The following is a 19,791-nucleotide window of genomic DNA, read 5'->3' as shown; positions in this document are numbered from 1 at the left end:
TGACAGGTCTCCTCGGCCGCGCACCTTTCCCCGAAGGATCGGCGCCGCTCGACATGCGGCGGCTTGGCCTCGGGAGGGGCGTGACATGACAGGTTCGGGTATCAGAGGCTTCGCCATCGGGGCCGCGACGGCGACGATGGTGCTCCTTCCGGCAATGGCCTCGGCGGAATCGGCGGGCAAGCCGGCCAATATCTGCAAGGAACTCGTTGCCTTCCTGCACCCGCCCGCCCAGCCGACCTCTGCCGGTCCGGCCAAGGCCGATACGAGCACGGCCGTGACGGCGCCGGGCACGGGCTCACAGAAGCCGTCGGGCGCCAGCGATACGCAGAGGGATTCCGGCCTGAGCGGTCCGACCGCGCAGAGCGGCCCCGGCGCGGCCGGTCCTCAGGGCGCGTCGCAGAATGCGGCCGCTCCGTCGGGCGCTTCGGCTCAAGCCCCGGCCCCCGCGGCTGCGGCTGCGTCGGCCACTCCTGCGGCACCGCCGCCGAAGACGCCGAGCGCCGCCTCCATCGAGCAGGGCGATGCGGTCGCCAATGCCAACGACATCGCCGGATGCCAGCGCGTGGCCCGTCAGATCCGCCGCGACGGTGTCGTCATGCCCGCGCCGTTGATGTCGCTGGCCGCCCTCGACCTGAAATATCTCGAAGCGGCCCAGTAGGACCCGCTCGGGTCACCCGGCCCAGCCGGACGGAAGCGGCCTCCACGCGGGAAGCCGCTTCCGTCCTCGCGCGAAGCCTCAATGGCGGCCGTGATCGGCCATCGGTTCGGTCGATGAAGTGGCCCGCTTCCATACGAACGCCACCACGACGACCAGGACGGCACAGATGCCGGCCGCCACGTTGTGCGCGTGGGGCACCGAAGCGACGTGCTCGGCGACGTAGGGATCGGTGACGATCATCTCGCCGGCGATCCAGCCAAGCAACGCGGCGCCGGCCCAGACGATGACGGGGAAGCGCTTCAGCAGCGTCGTGATTAGGGACGCCCCCGCCACGATCAGGGGGATCGACAGCAGCAGGCCGAACACGAACAGCGACACCTCGCCCTTCGCGACGGCGGCGATGGCGACGACATTGTCGAGGCTCATCACCGCATCGGCGATGGCGATGGTCCGCACCGCCTTCCACAGGGTCTTGCTGTCGCCGACCGCGTGGCCATCCTCCTCCTCGCCCAGCGCCAGCTTCACCGCGATCCAGAGCAGCAGCAGACCACCGCCGATCCGCAGGAACGGCACCGCCAGGAGATGGGTGATGATCACCGCGAAGAGGATGCGCAGGCCCACCGCCGTGCCGGCGCCGAGCAGGATTCCGGTGCGGCGCTGCTCGGGTGGCAGCGATCGGCAGGCCATGGCGATGACGACCGCATTGTCGCCGGAGAGGAGCAGGTCGATCCAGACGATCTGCAGCACCGAGACGAGGAAGTGCGAGTCGAGGAAATCCATCGGCGCTTTCGATCAGGTCGGAGGTGCGAGGAGGTGAGCGCGAGCGGGGGGCTCGGACTCGGATGCGGCGGGCCCGCCGCATCGGATGGTTTCGGGCACATCGTGCCTGGACTTGCGCAATGCAAGTTCCGGTCAGGCTCTCCGGCGGCGAGCCGCGAGATTCTCCCTCAGAACAGCAATCCGTGCGGAAAAACCTCGATCGTGTCGCCGGGCTCGATGCCGGTCACGTCGTCGCCGAGAGCCGCGAGCCCGTCGCTGCCGGTGAGCGAGGTGAGGAGTCCCGCTCCGTCGCGGGGAAACTTGACCGCTTCTAACCCGCCATCGGCCGCGCGCCGGAGGCTGACGCGGACGAATTCGCGGCGGCCGGCTTTCTTGCGGTAGGCGAAGGACGATCGGACCGGGATGGCGAGCGGCGCGGCGAAGTCTTCGCCGCCGAGGCGTGCGAGCAGGGGCCGCACGACGAAGAGCAGGGTCACGTAGACCGCGACGGGATTGCCGGGCAGACCGACGAAGGGCGTGCCCTGCACGATGCCCATCGCTACCGGTCGGCCGGGCTTGATGCCCAGGCGCCAGAACACGAGGCTGCCGACGCTCTCTACCGCCGGCTTCACATGGTCCTCCTCGCCGGTGGAGACGCCGCCGGAGGTGAGGATGAGGTCGTGTTCCAACGCCGCCTCCGCGAGGCGCGCGGCGAGGACGGCGCGGTCGTCGCGCAGGATGCCGAGATCGCTCACCGCCGCGCCGAGGCGCTTCAGGATGGCGACCAGCATCACCCGGTTGGAATCGTGGATCGCTCCCTCTCGCAGGGAGGCGCCCGGCTCGGCCAGTTCATCGCCGGTGGAGAACACCGCGATTCTCAGGCGCCGGCGCACGGGCAGCAACGCGTGCCCGGTGGCGGCGGCGAGGGCGAGATCCTGGGGCGTCAGGCGGCGTCCGGCGCCGATGATCGTGCGGCCGCGCGCGACATCCTCACCCGCGAGCCGGCGGTTCGCTCCGCGCTTGAGGCCCGGGGGCAGGATCACGTCCGTGCCCTCGGCCGCGACATCCTCCTGCATGAACACCGTGTCGGCGCCCCCCGGCATCCTCGCGCCGGTGAAGACGCGCAAGGCCCGCGGCGCGCTGCCGAGATCGAGCCCCGCATCGCCGGCGGCGATCCGGCCTTCCACCGTCATCCGCGTCTCACCGTCCGGGGCGAGGTCGGAATGGCGCACGGCGTAGCCGTCCACGGCCGAATTGTCGAAGGGCGGGAGGTCGATGCCGGCTGTGACGTCATCGGCGGCGATGCGCCCGTCCGCCTCGAGAAGCGGCACTGTCTCGATCCCGGCGAGGACGGGAAGCCGTTCCGCGATGAGCGCCAGCGCCTCGTCGACGCTCATCAGGTGTCCGCCGAAGGCGAAGCAATCGTCAGTCAGCTGTGCCATCGCCCTCGACCCTGTTCAGGACGGCGTCGATCGGTTCCGCCAGGGAGGCGACGAGATCGGCGATGGCCGCCACATCGTCGAGATCGACGACGGGAATGCCCGCATCGGGAAACGCCCTGTCGCTCGCGATGGCGACGATGCCGGAATCCTCTTCGTGGAGGGGAGGGCGACCGTTGGCTTCCCGGTAGACTTCGAGCTTCAGGTGTCCTTCGCGCTTGAACCCCTCGACCAGCACGAGATCGCAGGGGCCGAGGCGGCGCAGCAGGTCGGCGAGCGTCGCCTCGGCGCCGTCGCGCACCTCGTGCATCTGCACCCAGCGGGCGGCGGACGAGATCAGCACTTCCGATGCGCCCGCCTGACGATGTCGGTGCGAATCCTTGCCCGGCTGGTCCACGTCGAAGGCATGATGCGCGTGCTTGATGGTCGAGACAGTGAAGCCGCGCTCGATCAGGGCGGGAATCAGCTTGGCGAGGAGCGTCGTCTTGCCCGCCCCGCTCCAGCCGGCGAGGCCGATCACCCGCATCCCGCGCTCCGTCATGGCGTCGTGTCCCGGATCGCGAAGCCGAGCCCGGCCAGGGCCGCTCGCGTCTCCGGCTCGGCGAGGAGGGAAAGGAAGGCGGCCAGGGCCGGTTCCTGCGCCCGGTCCTCGGCATAGGCGAAATCGTAATGCTCGTCCGTGAGCGGCAGGAAGCCGAGGCCATAGGCACGGGCGACGCTCTCGATGGCGACACCCCAATCGGCCCGGCCCTGCGCCACTGCGGCGGCGACGGCGTTGTGCGAGCGCGGCTGGTTCCAGAACCCCGCCGGCCGGGCGCCGTTCAGCACCCCGTCGATCAGGAGCCGCGTTCCCGATCCGGTGTTGCGGTTCACCATGATCGCGTCCGGGTCGCGGACCAGGGCCGAGACCGCCTCGGCCGCGTCCCGCCCCGCGAACCGCCCGTCGCCGGGGCGGAACACCACGCCCTGCATCCGCCCCCAGCCCTTGGCGAGGCGCAATGCCGGCGTGAGGAAGGGCGCATTGTAGCGGCCGGTCTTCGGATCGAGGAGATGCATCGAGGCGATGTCGCATTCGCCCCGCTTCAGGGAGGCGAGGCCGCCGGAGGATCCGACCCAGATGGTGCGCGCCCGGACACCACGCTCGGCCAGCAATCCGACGATGGCGTCGAGCCCGATGCAATGGCTCCCGACGATGGTGAGATCGGGGGCGCGCGTGCGGGCGCCGATCCGGGTGAGGCTCACCCGCTCGCCCGCCTCGATCCCCGACCGCGCGGCGGGAATCGCGAAGAACCCGTCGGCCTGCGAGAAGGCGGTCACCGAGCCGGATCCCTTGGACAGGGGAACCGCGACCGGCGCCTCCCGTCCCCGGGAGAGGGAGGCCATCACGAATTCCATCCGTCCCAGCTCGGAGGCCATGCGCTGGGGCAGCACCGCATCGACGCTCTCCTCCTCCCGCGGCGGAAGCCCGGCCAGGGCCCGGATCAGCGGCACCACGAATTCGTGGAAGGTGAACATCGCCGAGGTCGGAAATCCCGGCAGCACGACGATGGCCTTGCCCTGCGCCTTGGCGAGACAGAGCGGCTTGCCAGGCTTCAGGGCGACGCCGTGGACGAGGATGCCGGGCTCGCCGAGGCGCGCGAGGATGCGGTGAGAGACGTCGCCGGCTCCTTTCGAGGTGCCGCCCGACAGAATGACGACGTTGCAGTCCGATAGCGCCCCGCGGATCGCCGCTTCGAGGGCGGGCTCGTCATCCGCGACGATGCCGAGGGGCACCGGGTCGCCGCCATTCTCGGTGACGGAGGCGGCGACGATGGCGCCGTTGGAATCGTAGATGCCGGCCGCCGGCAGAGGCTCGCCCGGAGCCACCAGCTCGTCGCCGGTGGAGAGGACCGCGACCCTGGGACGGCGGACCACCTCGATCGTGCCGAGGCCGCATGCGGCGAGCATGCCGATCTCCCGCGCGCTGATCACGGTGCCCCTGCGCAGAACGGTCTCGCCGCGCGCCATGTCGGAACCGGCATAGCCCACGAACTGGCCGGGGGAGGCGACCCGGTCGAGGTCGATCGCCAGCGGTCCGTCGCCGGACGCGAGTTCCGTGGCTTCCACCATCACCACCGCATCGGCGCCGCGCGGGATCACGCCTCCCGTAGCGATGGCCGTCGCCGTGCCGGGTGCCACCGCCAGTCGCGGGGCGACGCCGCAGGCGAGGATCTCGTGGTTGAGACCGAGGCGGCGCGGCTCGGCCTGGCTCGCGCCGAGCGTGTCCGACGAGCGGAGCGCGAAACCGTCGACCAGGGCCCGGTCGAAGGGCGGCACATCGATCGGCGAGGCGATGTCGGCCGAGAGCACGCGGCCGAGGGCGGCGGCGAGGGGCACGGTCTCCGCGAGCATCGCAGCATGCGGGATCGCGGCGCGAAACCGCGCGGCGGCCTCGTCCCGGCTCACCACATGGAGGAACTGCTCCTGCCGCGCGGCGCGCGACAGCCTCGCCAGGAAATCCTCCGTCGCCTCAGGTCCTTCGGTGCGGTTCACAGCGGTACGATCTCGATGTGCTCGCCCTCGGGATAGCCTTCCCTGTCCGGCGGCACCAGAACCGCGCCCTCCGCGAGGATCAGCCGCCGCAGCGGCAGATCGGCGCCGCCGATCGGCTCGACGCCCCCCCTCGCCACGCGCACGAAGACGATCTCGCTCATGCCGATGGTCGAGGAGATCTTTCGGGTGAGAGACGCGTCGAGCCCCGGCTGCACCATCGCACCGGTGAGGCGAGACAGGAGCGGGCGCCCAAGCGTGAGGAAGGCCGCGAGGGCGGCATCGGGACGGCCGGGCAGCAGCAGGACCGGAACCGTGCCGATCCAGCCGAAACCCGCGCTTTCGCCCGGACGCAGCGCGATCCCGTGCACGTCGAGGCGGCCCATGGCCGCGAGGGCGCCGGCGCTGTGATCCGTCCGGCCGAAGCCGGTCCCGCCGACGACGAAGACGGCGTCGGCCTCCTCGGCCGCTATCGCGCTGGCGATGGAATCCCGGTCCCGGGCGGACGGCGCCGATGCGACGCGCGCTCCGGCGGCCATGGTCCATCCGGCCACCGCCCGGGCCAGCGGAGACAAAGGTCCGTCCGCGATCCCGACGACCCGGATGCGCGGCCGGCGGATCGCGACCTCGCCGATCCCAGCAGCGTCGAGGGCCAGGGCAGCCAGAGGTGTCAGGTGCCGGCCGGCTCGCGCCAGCACGTCTCCCCGCCCAATCTCCTGGCCGATGCGCGAGGCACCGTCACCGGGGGCCGCATCCGCGACGATCTCGCCCGCGGCATCGCGCGCGTCCGGCGTCAGCACCGTGTCGGTGCCGGAGGGCATTTCGTCGCCATCCTCCACCCAGGCGGGAGGCATGGGCAGGATCACGGGCGCGTAGACGGAGGCGCCGGTCACGTCTCCGACGGTCACGGCCCAGCCGTCCCGGCGGGCGCTCGGCCGGCCGGGATGCTCTGAGACGGCGACGACGTCCTCCGCCAAGACCAGACCGATGGCCTCCCGCACCGCCACGACGGACGGCCCCACCGGCTCGGCGACGAGGAGACGCGCCAGGGCCTCGTCGAGGGGCATCAAGGCCGAGGTGGCGGACCGGATCGACATGAGCCCAGACGGATGCGGCATCGCAGGCGGGTGATCAAGCCCGGCCATCGCCGACCTGCCGGGCGAGGCGCGCGGGGGAGACAACCGGCGGCGGCCTCGCTAATCCTGGCCGTCGATGCAGCAGGACAGCGGCGGCGCGGTGCAGACACCCGGTTTCTCGGATCGACCAAACGTCCTTCGACCGACTTTCCGGCGTATCGCCCTTGTCTGCGCCGGTCTGATCGCCCTGACGATCGGCATTCCGGCCTCCGCCCAGTTGCGGGGCCATGGCGGCCCGGTCCGGGCCCTCGCCATCGCCCCAGATGGACGCATCGCGATCTCTGGAGGGTTCGATCAATCGGCGATCCTGTGGGGGATCGACCAGGGGAGTGCGCTCGCAATCCTGCGCTTCCACGACGGCGCGGTGAACGCCGTCGCCGCCCTGCCGGACGGCCGCTTCGCCACGGCGAGCGAGGACGGACGCATCGCCCTCTGGCAGACGGGACGTCCCGAGCCGGTGGAGATCTTCTCCGACCATACGGGCCCCATCGCGGCCCTGGCCGTCTCGCCGGACGGGATGCGCCTCGCCTCCGCGTCGTGGGACGGGACGGCGCGCATCCGGACCCTCGATGGCGGGCCGGCGCGGGTGCTGCAGGGGCACGCCGGGAACGTCAACGCCGTCGCCTTCCTCGCCGATGGCCGGGCGGTCACGGGCGGTTATGATGCGACCCTGCGGATCTGGCCGGTCTCCGACTCAGAAGGCCCGCCGCGCATCGTCCAGCTGCCCTCGCCGGTCAACGGCGTGATCGTGGCGGGAGACGGCGAGATCGCCGCCGCCGGGGCCGACAGCGTCGTCCGGTTCCTGTCCGAGGAGGGAACGCTGCGCGCATCGGTGGATCTGGGCACCAACCCCGTCATCGGCCTCGCATCGTCGCCGGATGGCCGGCGGGTGGCCGCCGCCACCGTGGCGGGCACCGTCGCGATGATCGACCGGGCGACCGCCACGGTGGCGTTCAGCCTCGTCGGGCCCGGGCTGCCGGTCTGGTCACTCGCCTTCCGGCCGGACGGACGCGAGTTGCTCACGGGGGGCGGCGACAGGCTGGTCCGCCGCTGGGACGCGAAGACCGGTGAGCCGATCGGGCCGCTGGCCATGGCGCGGCCGGCCGATTCGCTGGCCGCCTACAAGGGCGACCATGGTGCTGAGGTGTTCCGCGCCTGCGTCGCCTGCCACACCCTGACGCCGGAGGACGGCAACCGCGCCGGCCCGACCCTGAGCGGAATCTTCGGCCGGCGCATCGCCACCGCCGCCGGCTACAACTTCTCCGAACCGCTCAAGAAGCTCGACATCGTCTGGGATGCGCGGACCATCGCGAAGCTGTTCGAGGTCGGCCCCTCGCGCTACACGCCCGGCACCAAGATGCCCGAGCAGACCATCACCAACGCCGAGGATCGCGACGCCCTGGTTCGATTCCTGGAGAAGGCGACGCGGACGCAATGACGGCGGCGGGGTTCAGACCCCGCCATCGCCCCGCGATTCCCGAGCCCGGAAGTAATCCTCCGACGTGAGCGGCTTCGCGCGTTCGGGGATCGTGTGCGGGTCGAAGGCCTCGTTCACCGCCGTCTCCACGCGGCAGGTGTCGCACATCATCAGGCTGCGGATGCGGGCCTCGCCCGCGCTCCCCCTGAACATCCAGTGCCGGCCCTGGAGCTTCTCGATGACCCGCTCGATGGTGCTGCGGGTGCCGAAGGGCTTGCCGCAGGCGACGCAGTCGAACGGCTCCTCCTCCTTGACGATGCGGCGCGGCTGGCTCCAGGCGTCGAAATCCACCTGCGGTTTCAGGGTGATGACGTCCTCCGGGCAGGTGGCGGCGCAGAGGCCGCATTGCACGCAGAGGCTTTCCTCGAAGGCGAGGAGCGGCTTTTCCTGGCTGTCGCTGAGGGCATGGGTCGGGCAGGTGCCGACGCAGGCGAGGCACAGGGTGCAGGCCTCGGTCCGGAATTCGAGCCCGCCGAAGGGCGCTCCCGCCTCCAGCGGAACCAGGGCGACCGGTGCGGGGGCGGCCACATGCATCTCGCGGAAGGCGAATTGCAGCACGTTGCGCTTGGGGCCCGCCGGCATGAAGGCGGCCGGAACCGGGGAAGGGGTGCCGAGGCCGCCTGAGGAGAGGGCAAGGCCCAGGATGTCCGGATCGTCGGTCTCGATCAGCGAGACCACGGGCGTACCGTCGGCCGAACCGTAGCCGAGCGCACCGGCGAGCGTATCCGCCAGAAGCGCCATCCGGCGCAGGGCGGCAATGTCGTGATGAGGTCGCTCGCGGACGAGGAGGCGGATGCCCGCGGCGCCGTAGGCGAGGAGGGCGGCGGCCGCTTCCGGGCCGAGCTGCGTCACCTCGTTGACCGCCACCGGCAGCACGTTGGCAGGGAGTCCGTCGCCGTAGCGGGCCAGCGCCTCGATCAGCGGTTCGCCATGCTCGGCGTCGTGGAACAGCACCACGCCGTCGCGGCCGCCGGCCCGATGGTAGGCCAGCATCAGGGTCCGCAGGCGGCGCATCAGGGCATCGGCGGCTGGAAGGGCATAGGCGGCCGCTCCGGTCGGGCAGACCGAGGCGCAGGAGCCGCAACCGGCGCAGATATAGGGGTCGATCGCCACGTGGTCGCCGGCGGGCGAGATCGCGCCGGTGGGACAGACGTCGAGGCAGCGCGTGCAGCCGGTGATGCGCGAGCGGGAATGGGCGCAGAGATCGGCCTGGAAATCGACGAAGCGCGCCTTCTCGAATTCGCCGACGAGGTGGGAGATCGTGAAGATCGCCCGCTCCACCGCGGCCGGGTCGCGAGGGTCGGCGCGGACATAGCCGCTGCGCAGGTCGTGCGCGGAAAACAGCGGCGTTCCGCCTGTCAGGTCGAGGACGACGTCGCAGGTGGAGGTCGCGCCGTTCCGCGACGGCCCGAATGCGAGCGACCGGCGCGAGGACGGGCTCGGCAACGCATAATCGTCGATGCGCAGGGAGAAGGCGCCCAGATGCCCGCCGGCCGACACGACATCGCCCTGGAGCACCGGGAATTCGTGCCTGCGCGGCACCGGAACGTCGCGCGGACGGCTCAACAGCACCGTCACGTCGAGATGGTCGGCGAGCCGGCGCCCTGCTTCGATCGCGATCTCGTCCCCGCCGTAGATCAGGGCGACGCCCTGGCTGATCATCGCCACGCTGCCCGGTGCCGGCTGCACCTCCGCAGCGGCGGCGAGCAGGGCGGCGATCTTCGGCGCGGCTCCGGCGGCGTCCGTGGACCAGCCGGCAGTCTCGCGGATATTGGCATAGGCCACGCGCGCTTCGGCCCCGGATGCCGCAGCGATATCGGTGAAGAGCGGCGCCTGCAGGGTGCAGGAAACGGTGATCGGCACGTTCCCGGCCAGCGCCTCCTCGAACCGCCCGACCTCGCGCCCGCACAACTGCTCGGCGGTCTCGAGACGTCCGCCGCACGCCTTGCCGATCGCTGTTCCGTCGAGGGCGACGGTCCCCTCGCACGAGCACGCGATCACGATCCGATCGGACACAGCCACACCCCGAACTTTTGGTCACACCCCGGAGGACATCGGTCCCCTTCGCGCTCGATATGGTACCTTGTATACTATAATCGATCGAAACTAGGACCCGACATACGGGCGCAGGCAGAACCGACAGGCATGGTGCCGAGCCCCGACCACCTCACCCATTCCTCACTCGCATTGCCGCCGGCCTTTTCCCTCCGGGTCTCGGACGGCGCCGATAGCGCGTTCGACGAGGCCTGCCGGTCGGCCGCGGCCGATGACGCGACCGGCCTGCTGGTCTGGCGCCGCAACGCCGCCCTTCTCGATCTCGCCGTGGTCCTGTCGCCGGACGAGCCCCTTTCCACCGCGCGCCGCGCGTTCTTCGCCGGGATGGTCGCCTTCGCCGAGGCCCTGGGGGCGCATGCCCCTCCCGAAATTCCGGTGATGGTCGACTGGCCCGACACGATCCGCTTCGACGGCGCGCGCCTCGGCGGGGGGCGTCTCGGCTGGCCCGCGGCCTGCAGCGAGGACGACGTTCCGGAATGGCTCGTCTTCTCCGCTCTGGTCATCGCCTCGAAGGCCGAGGCCGGCGATCCCGGCCTGACGCCGGATTCGACATCCCTCGAGAACGAAGGCTTCGCGCTGGAAGAAGGCCATGGACGCGTCGTCGAGAGCTTCGCGCGGCACCTGACGAAGGCTTTCGCCCTCTGGGAGGAGGACGGGTTCGAGGCGATCGGGCGACGCTATCTGACCCGCCTCGCCGATGTAGGTCCGGACGCGAGGCTCGATCCGAGAGGCGATCTGATCGAGGAAGGCGGGGCGGGACACACCCTCGTTCCGGGTCTCGCCAAGATGGCCTGGCGCGACCCCCGCACGGGTGAGCCGCTCCTGTGATCGGCGCCATCGTCGAGACGGGTCGGATCGGACGAGGAATTTCCATCGGCGCCGCAACCCGCCGCTGGCCGGGTCTCATGAAGCGCGCCCGCGGGAGACGAGCGGTTTCGAACCCGTGCGCCCTCTCCGTCGTCGCGCTGGCATGGCTCCTATCGGCCTCGGCCGGTCTGCGCGCCGAGGACGCGCCGAGGGGCGAGGCCATCGCGGCGACCGGTATGCCGGGTCCCTATGGCGAGCGGCTGACCATCGACGACAAGGGCATCACTCTTCGCTTCCCCGACGATGCCGCGACGCTGCGCATCGGGGGGCGGCTACATCTCGATTTCGGCGCAGCCGGCATCCGCCAATCGGGTTTCGACGACCCGTTCTCGGACAATTTCGCCGTGCGCCGCTCTTGGATCGAGACGAGCTTGAGCCTCGGCAAAGATGTCGGCATCGGCTTCCAGTACGATTTCGCCGACCCGACTACGCCGATCAACGATGCGGTCATAGTCTATCGCGGCGTGCCGGACATGCTCTTCAGTGTCGGCAACCAGAGGGAGCCGTTCGGGCTCGACCAGCTCGCCTCCAACAACAGCATCCTGTTCACCGAACGGGCCCTGTCCGACGCTTTCGTGCCGGCGCGCAATGTCGGCTTCGCCGTCGGGCGGCACGGCAAGGACTGGAGCATCGTCACGGGAATCTTCGGCGGCAACGCCAATACCGGCATCGGCAGCGAGGGCATCGCCTCGACCAGCCGCGTCACCTATGCGCCCATCGACGATGACAAGCAGACCCTGCATCTCGGCCTCGCCGGCAGTTTCCGCAGCCTGCACCGGAACGAGAACCCGCTCTCGCTCTCCAGCCGTTCGGAGGCCTTCCTCTTCACCCGCAGCTTCGTCGATACCGACGATCTCCGCGACGCCGCCAGCATCGCCCGGATCGGCGCGGAACTCGCCTATCGCTCCGGGCCGTTGCTGGTGAGCGCCGAATTTACCCGGACCGATATCGGCCGATTCGGCGCCGGTCAGCCGTTGCACTTCCAGGGCGGGTACGTTCAGGCGAGCTGGGTACTGAACGGCGACAACCGGGCCTATCGCATGGCCCCCGACTTCAACGGCACGAGCTATGCGGTCTTCGGAGGCGTCAAGGTCGCGGAAGCCCAGCGCATCACGCGCGGAGGCATCGGGGTATTCGAACTCGGCCTGCGCTTCTCCGCCATCGATCTCGACGATGGCGAGGTGAGGGGCGGCATCGAGCAGGACGGGACGGTGGGTCTGTCGTGGTATCCCGACACCAACATCCGGATCATTGCCGATTACGTCCGGTCGCACACCTCACCCTCGGCGCTCCGGAACGGCCGCACCATCGATGCGGATACGTTCATCGGCCGGTTCCAGCTGTACTGGTGAATCCGTGTCGTCCTTTCCGCGAGCAATTCCCGCCGTCCGGCACCAGATACCTGCCTTGAACGCCATGGTCGTCGCCGTGGCCCGGGAAACGAAGTCGTGGACGGGCGACGGGATGCGTCTTTGGAAAGGTCTTGGGATGAGACTTGGGAAGGGTCGATGAGCAGTCTCAAGCTTCCACGCACGATCCGCCTCGATCCTTCGGACACCTTCGTGTTCGCGCAGGCCGCCGAGCCGGGCGAATGGGCGGTGACCGGATCCTTCCTCTTCTGGGACGCCGATGTCCCGTTGCTCGATGGCAAGGCGCGGACGGCGTTCCGATCGGGTTTCCTCGGCGTGACATCCCTTGGGTTCTCCACCCTCGTCGTCGTCAGCGAGGCGACGCCGGTCGAGCGGGACGCGGCGGTCGAGGACCTCGCGCGCCATCTCTGCGAGCGCCTGGGCGCGCCGAGCCTGGATGTGGCCCGTGTCGCGGCGGCGGAGGAGATCGAGTTCGCCGCCTCCCTGTGCCAGCCGGCCATCGGCAGCGTGATCGCCCTGCACAGGACCTTCGAGGACGGCGAGATCCGCGAGGCGTTCCGCACCCTGCACCAGCGCAGCCCCGGTATGGCGGGAGCCGACAAGCTCCACGCCCATGCGCGGGCCTTCAGCTTCGTCGAGACCGACGAGGAGCCCGAGGAGCGGGCGGATCTCATCGGCATGGCGACCGCTCCCTCATCGAAAGGCGAAGGACGATGACCGAGTTCTGGGTCTCGAGCGGCCACCACCTCGCCGGGCGCACCGAGGGCGGCGGCCTCGCCGTCACCGACGAACTGATCCTCGCCTATCTCGCCAGGCCCGAGCTGGTGCCGCCCGAGGAGGCCTGCATGGCCGAGCGCGCGCTCCACCGCAGCCTCGTGACGGCGCCGCGCCGGTCGGTCTCCCCCGGCGAGATCGCGGCGATGGCGGATGCCGATGCGCGCGAGAACTGGACGATGATGCTCGCTTTCCGAGACCGGCTCACCGCCGCGCATTCGGTGGAGGCGGCCTATCTCGACCTCGTTCGGACGGGCCTGAACGGCACCCCGCCGATCTTCCTCAACCAGCTGGCGCATCTCATCCTGCGCAACGCGCTGGAGGGATGCGACGACCCCTACACCCTGCGCGCGGGCGAGCTCTTCTTCCGGCCCCAGCGCGTCTCCTTCGTGGACGGCATGGCGCTCCTCGCCGATGCCGAGGTGATCGAGGCGCGCGAGACCGGCGCCGCGCAATCGCCCCTCGTCGCCATGCTCGGCAAGGAAGCGGCCAACGAACTCGACGTCCTCACCGACGAGACCGCCTGGACCTATTGGAGCCGCTCGGACGCCTTCACCATGGCGCTCAACCTCGGCGGCAACCCGAAGAGCCGCGACGGCCTCGCCCGTGCCACTGAGGCCTGGACGCGCCACCTCCTCCATGTCGAGGCGACGGTCGAGCCGATCCCAGCGATGGAGGATCCGGACTGGCGCTGGTTCGTCGGCCTCGACGCGCAGGCGACCCGGATCGGCAACGCGCTCTGGAACGGCGAGGAGCTGGACGAGGCCAACCGCAGTCGCATCCTCGCTTTGTTCCGCATGACCTTCGCCGACGACCGGCGGATCGACCCGCGCGTGGCCGGTCGTCCGGTCTATCTCCTGATGGCGATGGATTCCGACAAACGCCTTTCCCTGAAACCCCAGAACCTCGTGGCGGGACTGCCCATCGCCGCCGGAGCGGAGGCCGCATGACGGAGACCGAACGGACGGACGATGCGAAGCCGGTGCCGGACGATCGGTTTGAGGTCGGGATCATCGTCGCCAAACGGACCCTGAAGAGCCGTTGGGCGAGCCATGCCTGGCTGCCGATCTCGGCGCTGCCCGCGATCCCCACCACCGCGCCGTGGACAATTCTTTCGGCGACGCCGGAGGAAGAGACCTTCTATGCCGGTGCTTTCGAGGTCTCGCTGCATCCGGCCGAGACGTCGCATTATCGCGACAACCTGGTCTCGGGCCGGCCCTCGCTCTGGGTCGCCCTGCGTCAGGCGGCGGATGCCAGCTATGAGGTCGCGAAGGTGACGGCGGACCCTTACGAGGGTGAATCGATGGCGGAGGGGATCGGCGAGGTCGTCGAGGCCGTGCCGATGCCGGCCGAGATCCAGGCCAGGGTGCTGGCCTTCTTCGAAGCCTTCCACGTCGAACAGGTTTTCCACAAGCGCAAGCGCGACCGGGCCGATCCCGAAGCGCTCGCCCGGCAGGGACGAGCGGCGCGCAGACGGGAGGACGAGGGATGAGAGGCGGCGATTTCCTCTCGCGCTGGTCGAAGCGCAAGCGTGCCCTCGTGCGGGACACCGCGCCCGTCGCCGTTCCGGCCGAAGCGCCGCAGGTGGAAGATGCATCGCCCTCCGATGCGGTGGACGAGAGCGATCTCTTGTCCCCGGAAGAGCTCGCCAAGCTGCCGTCCGTGGACAGCCTGACCGCCGCGACCGACCTGACGCAGTTCCTGCGCGCGGGCGTGCCGCTGCTGATGCGCAAGGCGGCGTTGCGCCGGATGTGGTCGGTCGACACCGATATCCGCGACTATGTCAGCGAGGCGCGGGAATACGCCTATGACTGGAACGCGGTCGGCGGTGTGCCGGGAAACGGACCGCTCCTGCCCACGGACGACATCAAGGCGATGCTCCGCGATATCTTCGACGGTACACCGGCCCCGGAGGACACGTCGGAACCGGCGGTCGCCGAGCAGGAGTTGGGCGAAGCGGAAACCGTGACGTCGGCCGCGAACGAGGACGCCGAGGCCAATGGCGTGGACCCGGATCCCGAGTTCGCGGCGGCGCAGGAATCACTGCCGAACCCCGCGCTGGCGGAGCCGCGACGGTCGCCCGAGGAGGCCACAGTGACGAGACCGCGACGACATGGCGGTGCCGTCCCGCTTTGAGCGGTTAAAAACTAGATTGCGGACATCCCGTTCCGAGCTATGGTGGGGGAAGTGAATACACTTCGTCCGCGATCGGTCGCGGCGTGAGGGATGAGATGCGTTCGGTAGAGGTGTTGCGCGAGGTGGAGGCCGAGGCCGCTTCCGGCGCGCCCGGCGTGACGGCACGGGTCGCCGACGATGTCGATCTCCTGCGCGCCCATCTCTACGATCTCCTCGCGGCCCTGACCGGCCGGGCACCCTCCGACGACGTCCTCTCGATCCTGGCAGGGTCGAGTGGCGACGAGAGCCCCCTCGGCAGAGCGTGCTCCGCACTGGCGCGCGAAGCTGCCGGGGCCGATCCGGCCAAGGTCGGACGCGAGTATTTCGACCTCTTCGTCGGCGTCGGACGCGGCGAGATCGTGCCGCATGCCTCCTACTATCTCACCGGCTTCCTCAACGAGCGGCCCCTGGCCCGGATCCGCGAGGATCTGGCCCGGCTCGGTATCGAGGCGAGCGGCCGGATGAGCGAGCCTGAGGATCATGTGGCGATGCTGCTCGAGACCATGGCCGGCCTCGTCTCGGAACGGTTCGATACCGGGCCCGGCGCCGATCGCGCGTTCTTCGAACGGCATCTTCAGCCCTGGGTCGCGCGTTTGTTCGACGACGTGGCGGGCACTTCGCGTTCGTCTTTCTACCGTGCCGTGGGCGACCTCGGACGGGCTTTCATCGGAATCGAGACCCAGGCCTACGCGCTCGACGCGTGAGGCAAGGGTCAATGGGACATCTGTCGCAGTCAGGAGTGACGGACATGCGGGACGACCGGAAAGACGAAATGGGGCGGCGCCATTTCTTTCGCGCCCTCGGCGGCGGATCGGTGGCGGCCGCCGCCGCGATCACGGCCCAGCCGATGATCGCGACGCCCGCCCAGGCCTATGATCCGGGCACCGAGGAGACGAAGGCTCGTTACCGCGAGTCCGACCACGTCAAGGCATTCTACCGGACCAACGGCTACGAGACCCTGAAGAAGAATTGAGGGCGCCATGCTGATCAAGCGCAAGACCGGCGGCCCTGGCCGCAACAACCGCCAGACCATCACCATCGGCGAGACGCCGAGGGCGCTCGATCGCCGCGCGTTCCTGCGCAATTCGGGACTCGTCGCCGGAGGCCTCGCCGCGGCCGGCGCGATCCAGCTCGGCTCGGTGCGCAAGGCCGAGGCCGCGGGAGCTTCCGCGATCGGCTCCGAAGTGACGGTGAAGAAGAACATCTGCACCCATTGTTCGGTGGGCTGTACGGTGACGGCCGAGGTGGTCAACGGCGTGTGGGTCGGCCAGGAGCCGTCCTTCACCAGCCCGATCAACCGGGGCACGCATTGCGCCAAGGGCGCCGCGATCCGCGAGCTCGTGTCCAGCGACCGCCGCCTGAAATACCCGATGAAGATGGTCGACGGGCAATGGACCCGCATCTCGTGGGATCAGGCGATCGACGAGATCGGCGACAAGATCACCGGCCTGCGCGACAAGTACGGCCCGGATTCGGTCTACTGGCTCGGCTCGGCCAAATTCACCAACGAGGCGGCCTACATCTTCCGGAAGTTCGGCGCGTTCTGGGGCACCAACTCCGTCGATCACCAGGCCCGCATCTGCCACTCGACCACGGTGGCCGGCGTCGCCAATACCTGGGGCTACGGCGCCCAGACCAATTCCTACAACGACATCCGCAACGCCAAGACGATGATCATCCTCGGCGGCAACCCCGCCGAGGCGCATCCGGTCTCGCTCCAGCACGTGCTCTCCGGCAAGGAGATCAACCGCGCGAACATGATCGTCATCGATCCGCGCTTCACGCGGACGGCGGCGCATGCCACCGACTACGTCCGCATCCGCTCCGGCACCGACATCCCGGTGGTCTGGGGCATACTCTGGCACGTGTTCGAGAACGGCTGGGAGGACAAGGAATTTATCAGCCAGCGCGTCTACGCCATGGACGACGTCCGCAAGGAAGTCGCCAAGTGGAACCCCGAGGAGGTGGAACGCGTCTCCGGCGTGCCGGGTGAGCAGCTGCGGCGCGTGGCCGAGAAGTTCGCCAAGGAGAAGCCCGCGACCCTGATCTGGTGCATGGGCGCGACCCAGCACACCGTGGGCACCGCCAACGTCCGCGCGCTCTGCATCCTCTGTCTCGCCACCGGAAACGTCGGCAAGCCGGGCACCGGCGCCAACATCTTCCGCGGCCACACCAACGTCCAGGGGGCCACCGATATGGGCCTCGATGTGACGTCGCTGCCGCTCTATTACGGCCTCGTCGAAGGTGCCTGGAAGCATTGGGCCCGCGTCTGGGACGTGGAATACGATTGGCTGCAATCCCGTTTCGACGAGGTTCCGGCCAAGGCCGGCCGCAAGGCGCGCACCCGCAAGGAGAGCATGGAAGCGCCGGGCATCACCTCGACCCGGTGGTTCGACGGCGTGAACCTGCCCGAAGAGCAGGTCGACCAGCGCACCGGCATCAAGGCGATGATGGTGTTCGGCCATGGCGGCAACACCGTCACCCGCCTGCCCGAGGCGGTGAAGGGGCTAACCAAGCTCGACCTCCTCGTGGTGGCGGACCCGCATCCCACCACCTTCGCGGCCCTCGATGCGCGACGCGATAACACTTACCTGCTGCCGATCTGCACCTCGCTCGAGATGGACGGCAGCCGGACGGCGTCGAACCGCTCGATCCAGTGGGGCGAACAGATCGTCAAGCCGGCCTTCGAATCGAAGAACGATTACGAGGTGATCTACCGCCTGGCGAACAAGCTCGGCCTCGCCGACAAGATGTTCAAGAACATCAAGGTCGCCAACAACGTGCCGGAGGCCGAGGACATCCTGCGCGAGATCAACCGCGGCGGCTGGTCCACCGGCTATTGCGGCCAGAGCCCGGAGCGGCTGAAGGCGCATATGCGCAATCAGGCCAAGTTCGACCTCGTGACCCTGCGTGCGCCCAAGGACGATCCGGAAGTCGGCGGCGATTATTACGGCCTGCCCTGGCCGTGCTGGGGCAAGCCCGAGCTCAAGCATCCGGGCACCCACATCCTCTACAACACCAACCTCCACATCAAGGAAGGCGGCGGCACCTTCCGGGCGCGCTTCGGCACCGAGCGCAACGGCGTGACCCTGCTCGCCGAGGACTCTTACGCCAAGGGATCGGATCTCACCGACGGCTATCCCGAATTCACCATGGCGGTGTTCAAGAAGCTCGGCTGGGACAAGGATCTCACCGCCGAGGAGATGGCGAGCATCACCAAGACCGGCGGCACCAATATCGACGCCGTCAGCTGGGCCACCGACCTGTCGGGCGGCATCCAGCGCGTCTGCCTCGACCACGGCGTGACGCCCTACGGCAACGGCAAGGCACGGGCGAATGCCTGGAACCTGCCCGACCCCGTGCCGGTGCATCGCGAGCCGATCTACACCCCCCGTCCCGACCTCGTCGCCAAGTACCCGACGCGGCCGGACGAGCGGCAGCTGCGCATGCCGAATATCGGCTTCTCGGTACAGAAGGCGGCGGTCGACCGGGGCATCGCCAAGGACTTCCCGATCATCCTCACCTCCGGCCGTCTGGTCGAATACGAGGGTGGCGGCGAGGAGACGCGGTCGAACCCGTGGCTCGCCGAGCTGCAGCAGGACATGTTCGTCGAGATCAATACCGGCGACGCCACCGATCGCGGCATCAAGGACGGTCAGTTCGTCTGGGTCTCGGGCCCCGAGAACAACGCCAAGGCTAAGGTGAAGGCGCTGGTGACGGACCGGGTCGGCAAGGGCGTCGCCTTCATGCCGTTCCACTTCTCCGGCTGGTACCAGGGCGACGACATGCGGAAGTTCTATCCGCACGGCACCGACCCCGTGGTGCTGGGCGAGAGCTCCAACAACACCACGACCTACGGCTTCGATCCTGTGACGGGCATGCAGGAGACGAAGTGTACCCTGTGTCAGATCCGGGCCGTTTGAGGAACAATCGCCATGGCTCGCATGAAATTCCTCTGCGACGCGGACCGCTGCATCGAGTGCAACGCCTGCGTCACCGCCTGCAAGAACGAGCACGAGGTGCCGTGGGGCATCAACCGCCGGCGCGTCGTCACGCTCAATGACGGCAAGCCCGGCGAGCGCTCGGTCTCCATGGCCTGCATGCACTGCACCGACGCGCCCTGCGCGGCGGTGTGCCCGGTGAACTGCTTCTACACCACGGCCGACGCGGTGGTCCTCCATTCGAAGGACATCTGCATCGGCTGCGGCTACTGCTTCTACGCCTGCCCGTTCGGCGCGCCGCAATATCCGAAGGTCGGGAATTTCGGTTCGCGCGGCAAGATGGACAAGTGCACCTACTGCGCCGGCGGACCCGAGCCAGACCTCTCGACAATCGAGTACGAGAAGTACGGCTCGAACCGCCTCGCCGAAGGAAAACTGCCGCTCTGCGCCGAGATGTGCTCGACCAAGGCGCTGCTCGCCGGTGACGGCGAGATGATCGCCGAGATCTACAAGCAGCGCGTGATCAAGCGCGGCTACGGCTCGGGCGCCTGGGGTTGGAAGACCGCCTATCGCGAAACCGTCGCCATCTGAGCGACGGACAGCCAGTCAGC

18 protein-coding genes are annotated in these 19,791 nt (G+C 69.2%); 12 read left to right on the top strand and 6 right to left on the bottom strand.

The window, feature by feature from the left end:
* Window positions 1-85 precede the first annotated feature (85 nt).
* A complete protein-coding gene (locus tag ACFQ4G_RS14165; RefSeq protein ID WP_238203776.1) occupies window positions 86-658 on the top strand; it encodes a hypothetical protein in 573 nt (190 codons plus the stop codon).
* 78 nt (window positions 659-736) lie between these two features.
* Here ACFQ4G_RS14165 and ACFQ4G_RS14160 read toward each other — a convergent pair whose 3' ends face one another.
* The 5 genes from ACFQ4G_RS14160 to ACFQ4G_RS14140 form a co-directional block, all read right to left on the bottom strand.
* Window positions 737-1,438 (bottom strand): TerC family protein, encoded by a 702-nt coding sequence (locus tag ACFQ4G_RS14160; protein WP_238203778.1) that lies wholly within the window; start codon window positions 1,436-1,438, stop codon window positions 737-739.
* 167 nt (window positions 1,439-1,605) lie between these two features.
* A complete protein-coding gene (locus ACFQ4G_RS14155) occupies window positions 1,606-2,859 on the bottom strand; it encodes a molybdopterin molybdotransferase MoeA (RefSeq protein ID WP_238203780.1) in 1,254 nt (417 codons plus the stop codon).
* On the bottom strand, window positions 2,843-3,382 hold the full coding sequence (gene mobB, locus ACFQ4G_RS14150; protein WP_238203956.1) for a molybdopterin-guanine dinucleotide biosynthesis protein B: 540 nt from the start codon (window positions 3,380-3,382) through the stop codon (window positions 2,843-2,845). Before mobB ends, ACFQ4G_RS14155 begins: the two co-directional genes overlap by 17 nt.
* Window positions 3,383-3,393: 11 nt before the next feature.
* On the bottom strand, window positions 3,394-5,388 hold the full coding sequence (locus tag ACFQ4G_RS14145) for a molybdopterin biosynthesis protein (RefSeq protein WP_238203782.1): 1,995 nt from the start codon (window positions 5,386-5,388) through the stop codon (window positions 3,394-3,396).
* Window positions 5,385-6,482, bottom strand: a complete 1,098-nt coding sequence (locus tag ACFQ4G_RS14140) for a molybdopterin-binding protein (RefSeq protein WP_238203783.1) — start codon at window positions 6,480-6,482, stop codon at window positions 5,385-5,387. Before ACFQ4G_RS14140 ends, ACFQ4G_RS14145 begins: the two co-directional genes overlap by 4 nt.
* Before the next feature lie 196 nt (window positions 6,483-6,678).
* Here ACFQ4G_RS14140 and ACFQ4G_RS14135 point away from each other — a divergent pair, with 196 nt between their 5' ends.
* The gene (locus ACFQ4G_RS14135; RefSeq protein WP_238203958.1) at window positions 6,679-7,959 is read left to right on the top strand and encodes a c-type cytochrome; all 1,281 of its coding nucleotides are present in this window, start codon (window positions 6,679-6,681) and stop codon (window positions 7,957-7,959) included.
* 12 nt (window positions 7,960-7,971) lie between these two features.
* Here the strand turns inward: ACFQ4G_RS14135 and ACFQ4G_RS14130 are convergent, their stop codons facing one another.
* Entirely contained in the window at window positions 7,972-10,014 is a 2,043-nt protein-coding gene (locus tag ACFQ4G_RS14130; RefSeq protein ID WP_238203785.1) for a 4Fe-4S binding protein, read from the bottom strand.
* Window positions 10,015-10,143: 129 nt separating this feature from the next.
* Here ACFQ4G_RS14130 and ACFQ4G_RS14125 point away from each other — a divergent pair, with 129 nt between their 5' ends.
* The 10 genes from ACFQ4G_RS14125 to fdh3B all read left to right on the top strand — a co-directional run bounded on the left by ACFQ4G_RS14125 (window position 10,144) and on the right by fdh3B (window position 19,771).
* Window positions 10,144-10,881, top strand: coding sequence for a biotin/lipoate--protein ligase family protein (locus ACFQ4G_RS14125; protein WP_238203793.1), 738 nt, complete (start codon window positions 10,144-10,146; stop codon window positions 10,879-10,881).
* Window positions 10,882-10,958: 77 nt separating this feature from the next.
* The gene (locus tag ACFQ4G_RS14120; protein WP_238203795.1) at window positions 10,959-12,272 is read left to right on the top strand and encodes an OprO/OprP family phosphate-selective porin; all 1,314 of its coding nucleotides are present in this window, start codon (window positions 10,959-10,961) and stop codon (window positions 12,270-12,272) included.
* A gap of 156 nt (window positions 12,273-12,428) precedes the next feature.
* A complete protein-coding gene (locus ACFQ4G_RS14115; protein ID WP_238203797.1) occupies window positions 12,429-13,007 on the top strand; it encodes a DUF6505 family protein in 579 nt (192 codons plus the stop codon).
* A complete protein-coding gene (locus tag ACFQ4G_RS14110; RefSeq protein WP_238203799.1) occupies window positions 13,004-14,014 on the top strand; it encodes a DUF6352 family protein in 1,011 nt (336 codons plus the stop codon). Before ACFQ4G_RS14115 ends, ACFQ4G_RS14110 begins: the two co-directional genes overlap by 4 nt.
* Window positions 14,011-14,556, top strand: coding sequence for a DUF3305 domain-containing protein (locus ACFQ4G_RS14105; RefSeq protein WP_238203801.1), 546 nt, complete (start codon window positions 14,011-14,013; stop codon window positions 14,554-14,556). The genes ACFQ4G_RS14110 and ACFQ4G_RS14105 overlap by 4 nt, the downstream gene beginning before the upstream one ends.
* The gene (locus tag ACFQ4G_RS14100; RefSeq protein WP_238203803.1) at window positions 14,553-15,200 is read left to right on the top strand and encodes a DUF3306 domain-containing protein; all 648 of its coding nucleotides are present in this window, start codon (window positions 14,553-14,555) and stop codon (window positions 15,198-15,200) included. The genes ACFQ4G_RS14105 and ACFQ4G_RS14100 overlap by 4 nt, the downstream gene beginning before the upstream one ends.
* Window positions 15,201-15,295: 95 nt before the next feature.
* Window positions 15,296-15,943 (top strand): TorD/DmsD family molecular chaperone, encoded by a 648-nt coding sequence (locus ACFQ4G_RS14095; protein ID WP_238203805.1) that lies wholly within the window; start codon window positions 15,296-15,298, stop codon window positions 15,941-15,943.
* Window positions 15,944-15,987: 44 nt separating this feature from the next.
* Window positions 15,988-16,212 (top strand): formate dehydrogenase, encoded by a 225-nt coding sequence (locus ACFQ4G_RS14090; RefSeq protein ID WP_238203807.1) that lies wholly within the window; start codon window positions 15,988-15,990, stop codon window positions 16,210-16,212.
* Window positions 16,213-16,219: 7 nt separating this feature from the next.
* On the top strand, window positions 16,220-19,162 hold the full coding sequence (locus ACFQ4G_RS14085; protein ID WP_238203816.1) for a formate dehydrogenase subunit alpha: 2,943 nt from the start codon (window positions 16,220-16,222) through the stop codon (window positions 19,160-19,162).
* 12 nt (window positions 19,163-19,174) lie between these two features.
* On the top strand, window positions 19,175-19,771 hold the full coding sequence (gene fdh3B / locus ACFQ4G_RS14080) for a formate dehydrogenase FDH3 subunit beta (protein WP_238203818.1): 597 nt from the start codon (window positions 19,175-19,177) through the stop codon (window positions 19,769-19,771).
* The last annotated feature ends 20 nt before the right edge of the window (window positions 19,772-19,791 follow it).

Source organism: Methylobacterium marchantiae, from assembly GCF_042679825.1.
Lineage (GTDB): Bacteria > Pseudomonadota > Alphaproteobacteria > Rhizobiales > Beijerinckiaceae > Methylobacterium > Methylobacterium marchantiae.
Note: the sequence above shows the minus strand (reverse complement) of the source record. Positions and strands in the feature narration are given on the sequence as shown.